At 55.6% G+C, this 5,476-nt stretch carries 4 protein-coding genes; all 4 read right to left on the reverse strand.

Annotation, left to right across the window (positions count from 1 at the left end; all coding sequences use genetic code 11):
- On the reverse strand, positions 1-851 hold an 851-nt coding region (gene argF / locus K5905_RS26650; protein ID WP_297589913.1), incomplete at its 3' end, for an ornithine carbamoyltransferase.
- 60 nt (positions 852-911) lie between these two features.
- Positions 912-2,144 (reverse strand): arginine deiminase, encoded by a 1,233-nt coding sequence (gene arcA / locus K5905_RS26655; protein WP_297589915.1) that lies wholly within the window; start codon positions 2,142-2,144, stop codon positions 912-914.
- Positions 2,145-2,161: 17 nt separating this feature from the next.
- The gene (locus tag K5905_RS26660; protein ID WP_297589917.1) at positions 2,162-3,556 is read right to left on the reverse strand and encodes an amino acid permease; all 1,395 of its coding nucleotides are present in this window, start codon (positions 3,554-3,556) and stop codon (positions 2,162-2,164) included.
- Positions 3,557-3,584: 28 nt separating this feature from the next.
- Positions 3,585-5,033 (reverse strand): YfcC family protein, encoded by a 1,449-nt coding sequence (locus K5905_RS26665; RefSeq protein WP_297589919.1) that lies wholly within the window; start codon positions 5,031-5,033, stop codon positions 3,585-3,587.
- Between the last annotated feature and the right edge of the window lie 443 nt (positions 5,034-5,476).

Below are 5,476 nucleotides of genomic sequence, written 5' to 3' on the forward strand. Positions count from 1 at the left end.
TTTGTTTCCGTGTTGTGGAATGCAGGCAGGCAGTGCATGAACTTTACGTTCGGATTGCCGGTCTTTTTCATCAGATCCATGTTGACCTGATAGGGCGTCAACAGCTTGATACGGCTTTCCCAGACCTCAGCAGGCTCTCCCATGGACACCCAGACATCAGTGTGAACGAAATCAACACCCCTGACGCCTTCGTCAATGTCGTCGGTGATGGTGATGCGTGCACCGGTCTCTGCAGCGCGTTCCCTGGCAAGTTCCACCACATCGTCATGGTTCTGGTTTTCTTTCGGGGCAACCATGCGGACATCCATGCCCATCATGGCGCCCAGCATCAAAAGCGAGTTGCCCATGTTGTTGTGCGCGTCGCCGCAGAATGCGTAGGCGATCTGGGTGCGCGGCTTATCGGAGTGCTCAACCATGGTCAACATGTCGGCCAGCATCTGGGTTGGATGCCAGTCATCGGTCAGGCCGTTATAGACCGGAACGCCCGCAAATGCGGACAGCTCCTCGACCATGTCCTGTCCGGCACCGCGAAACTCGATTGCATCAAACATGCGGCCGAGAACACGGGCAGTATCCTTCATGGATTCCTTATGGCCGATCTGGGAGCCGGAAGGATCCAGATAAGTGATATGCGCACCTTGGTCGTGGGCGGCGACTTCAAAGGCGCAACGGGTGCGCGTCGACGTCTTTTCAAAGATCAGGCAGATGTTCTTGTCGGCCAGAGCTTTCTGTTCCGAGTGAGAATACTTGGCGCGTTTCAGATCCCTTGCGAGATCAAGAAGGTAGAGCATTTCGCGTTGGGAAAAATCAGCGATTTTCAGGTAACTGCGACCGCGTAGATTGAAGGCCATTTGAAGTCTCCCTTGTAATCAATTTAAGTGGCTCGCAGCATTTGCCGCGAATTTTCATGCTCAATAGGCGGGATCGCGAAGGATGGGGCAGGTCATGCAGTGGCCACCGCCACGGCCCCGGCCAAGTTCGGCACCATGTATCGTGATGACTTCAATCCCGGCCTTGCGCAGCAGCGTGTTGGTGGACGTGTTCCGGTCGTATCCAACAACAACTCCGGGTGAGAGTGCGACGACATTGTTGCCATCGTCCCACTGTTCTCGTTCGGCCTGGAAGTCATTGCCACCAGTTCCGATTACAAGCAGATCCTTGAGGCCAAGCGCTTCCTGATAGACGTCGAAGAGGTGCGCCTCTTCTCTTCGTACATCAAGAGCCTGGTTCCCATCGCCCGGTCGCAGACTGAAGCAGGTAATCTCGTCGACAACTTCCTTGAAAGCCGTCACCTTGTCGTGGTCGAGACAGGAGAACACCGTGTCCAGGTGCATCGCAGCCCGGCTTTTCGGCATGGCACAGGCGATCACACGTTCGGCTGCGTTGTTTTCAAAAAGACGCTCAGCGACCTGTTGCACTGCCTGACGTGTTGTGCGCTCACCCATGCCGATCAAAACGACACCCTTGCCGATCGGCATGACATCGCCGCCTTCCATGCTGGCGCTGGCAAAGTCCTCGTCACTGTCACCCCACCAGATGTCGAACTCTTCCCGGGTGAACATCGGATGGAATTTATAGACCGCGCGCTGATAAAGCGTTTCAGGCTTGCGGGCCGGCCAGAACATCGGGTTCACCGTAACTCCGCCATAGATCCAGCAGGAGGGATCTCGCTGAAAGAGTGAATTCGGGATCGGATTGAGAAGAAATTCCGTTGGCTCGATGACAGAGCGGATCAGGGGCGTGACCATTCCGTCGGGCAGATCATGAATGGTGATTCCACCCATCAGCAGGCGGGCAAGCTGGGCCCCTTCCAATTCGTCCAGCCAGGGCCGCATGATCCGTGCGAAACCCGGTCCGACGAGATTGTCGGTAATGCGCCGATCCAGAACGAACCGTCTGCCTTCCGGAACCTGATCAAGCATTTCGGCAAGAAGGTCCTGAAGGTCGACTACCTCAATGTTATGTGCCTTCATCTTGAGACGAAAGTCATCGTGATCGACACGAGCCTGGTGAACCCACAGAACGTCATCGAACAGTAGATCGTGGCAATTGCCCGGTGTCAGTCGCTCATGGGCGACCGAAGGTCTTGCAACCATCACCTTGCGAAGTTTACCGATTTCCGAATGGACGCCTAACGTTGCCATTGTACTCTCCTGTCAGGTTATTCGATCTGGTTTGTGGTCAGTGATCTCGCCTGCCGCAGGCGGATAAGCACATAGACGGGAATGCCGGCGAGCAGCAGAAGGAACCCGAAAAAGACGACATCCTCGCCGGACCCGTAGATGGCCCATAAAGAATAGAGGAAGCCAAGTGTGCCGAGACCCGCAATGCCTGCGAGGGATCCGTCGGCAAGCGTTTCGCCCCGCTTGAGTCGAATGACGATTTCGGCGAGTGCGCAGAAGGCGTACGGGACAAGACTTGCCATCGTTGCAAGCAGGATGATGAATGTGAATGCCTCCACAAGACCGCGCGAGAAATTCATGATCACCAGAATGCTGGCCAGGAGATTGGAAATCACCAGGGCATTGGCGGGTGTTCCGGCATCATTGACCCGGGCAAAGACCTCGGGAAAGACCCTGTCGAGGGCGGCACCAAAAGGCACCTGGCCGGACAGCAGAGTGAACCCGTTGAGCGTGCCGAAAGTGGAAATGACGGCGCCCAGGGCAACGATTATCCCACCGGTCGCACCCCACATCGCTCCGGCAACGTCGGCCAGTGGAGCGGTTGATCCTGCAAGAAAATCTCTCGGCAACACTCCGATGGCGACCGCGGTGACCGAAATGTAGATCACCGCGGCAAAAACAACACCGATGATCGTAGCGCGGGGAATGGTGACCTCCGGTCTGTCAACATTTCCGGCTGGGACAGTCGCGGACTCCAGACCCAGATAGGCCCATAGCGTCAATGCCGCGGTCGCGGAGATTGCCGCGATGTTGGATTGGCCGGATGTGTTCACAGGCGCGAAGTGATCGGCGTTCATCCAGAACCAGCCGAGCGCGCCGATTGCCAGGAGAGGTAGAACTTTCAAAACGGTGGTGACGATCTGGACAAGCCCGGCTTCCCTGACCCCGCGCACATTGATCATTGTCAGGACCCAGATTGCCGTCAGGGCAGCGCCGAGGCCGTATAGGCTGTTGCCGCCGATTGAGGGAAACAGGAACGCCAGATAACCGACAAAGGCAACCGCAACCGCCGCATTTCCGGACCAGAGTGCGATCCAGTATCCCCAGGCGATCAGGAAACCGGCAAAGTCTCCAAACCCTTCCCGCGTATAGGCATAGGGTCCGCCGGGCTTGGAGGACAGCCGTGCCAACCTTCCGAATATCAGCGCGAGTGCAATTGCCCCGATCGACGTTATCACCCATCCGGCAATCGAGATTGCACCATAGGAGGCCAGAGACGCGGGCAGAAGGAAAACGCCAGAGCCGATCATGTTGCCAACGACAAGAGCGGTGCAGGCGATCAAGCCGAGGTCCCTTGCTGCGGCCTTGGGCACCGGCTTCAGAGGCCGCCCCTCTTGAATGCTGTCAGTTGATGTTTCTACCGGTCTGCTCAACACCGTCTCCATCTAAGAGGTCATGTTTTCAGACACTTGCGCTTAAAACGACAGTTATGAGGATCGCCAGTATCAAGAGCAGTGGCCAGGTGAACCTCAGCCACTTGTCATAGGAAACCCTACCGATTGCGAGGCCTCCCATAACGACTGCAAATGTTGGATTGATAAGATTGACCAGTCCGTTTGCAGACTGATATGCGGTGACGACAACATCCCGGCTGACTTCTGAAAAGTCGGCGAGGGGCGCCATGATCGGCATGGTCAGCACCGCCAGACCCGAAGAAGAGGGAACCAGGAACGAGAGTGCGACCTCAAGCCAGAACATCACGTTGATGAACGCGATAGTGCCCAGGCCGGTGACGGCTTCCTCCGACCAGAAGAGGGTCGTATCCGTGATCTTGCCTGCGTCCATGACCACGACGATTCCGCGGGCGACACCGATGATCAGGGCAACGCCAAGAAGGTCTCTGGCACCGTCGATGAAAGTGTCGACAAATTCGTGCTCGCCCATTCTGGCAACAACACCGACAAGAATGGCGGAAGCCAGGAACATCGCGGACATTTGCCCCATCCACCAGCCCAGCGCCGCGACACCATAGATCAGCAAGGCAAAACTCGCGACGAAAATGACAAGAACGATCTTGTGAGTTGCGGTGAACTCGTCGGAGTTCGTTTGTTTGGGGGCTGCGCGTTGCAGAAAGTGTTTTTCATTCGCCTCCTTCATGTCGAAGACGAGTGATCTGGACGGATCGGCTTTCACACGTTCGGCGTAACGCATGACCCAGACCACGCAGGCAAGCCAGCCGAGGACCAGAATGATGACCCTGGCAATGATCCCGTCCGTAAACGGAATGCCTGCGGCATTGGCCGCAATGACGGTTGCAAACGGATTGATTGTCGACCCCAAAGTGCCGATACCCGCGCCGAGCATGATAATCGCGACACCTGTCACCGTATCGTAGCCAGCACGCATCATGACCGGAATGATCAGAGCGTAAAATGCAAGGGATTCCTCGGCCATCCCGTAAATCGTGCCGCCGGCCGCAAAGAACGCCATCAGGATCGGGATCATCCATCGTTCCTGGCCCCGCAGGGCAACCATGACCTTGCCGATGCCAGCGTCAATCGCGCCCGTTCGGGTCACCACCATCAGAAATCCGCCGATCACAAGAACAAAGACAGCGATATCGATGGCATTGGCCTGATTGGTGTCGGGGTCGTAAAGGCCCCGAATGGGTGCCATGAAAACATCGACGATGCCTTGCGGGTTGCTGTCCACCGTCTTGTAAGTTCCCGGGACCGGGACTTCCCGTCCGAGAGCCGGGTTTTCCACGCGCTCATACTGACCTGCCGGAACAATCCAGGTTGCCGCTGCAACCAGTATTATCAATCCGAACAGAATGGTGAAGGCGGAGGGGAACTGAAAGCGGGTGGTTTTATCTTTCTCGTCCGAAGGTTGCGCATCTGCTTGAGACATGCCGGCTCCTTTGAAAGATATTGTTATTGCTGGATATATTGATTTCTGAAAGCGATTTTAATTCGTAGTGACACTGATTGTATGACAAATCGAAGTGAAATGTCTCGCAATTTGGAGAAAATACAGCGCGGCTTACGCAGGAAGAGATAAGCTGATTTGAAGTATATTTTGGCCTTATGGTATTTTTATCTAAGTATTTAGGCTTATGAGAAGAGATCGTATCCGTCCGGATATTCGAATTTCAGAGCAGGATCGTGCTAGCGTCCAGATCGCGTTGAGCGAATGACTGACATTGACCATGACGGGCGTCGAACCGGTAAGGCCCGACGGGTTTCGGCAGCCGGAGGAAGTCGGATGCGGGTCAATAGTGTCTGCGTTGAAAAATTATCGCAAAATTGTCTCGATCAGGCGAATTCCTTGAAGTTCTCCAAAGCGGCTCGATC

It is taken from the genome of Roseibium sp. (assembly GCF_025698965.1).
Classification (GTDB): domain Bacteria; phylum Pseudomonadota; class Alphaproteobacteria; order Rhizobiales; family Stappiaceae; genus Roseibium.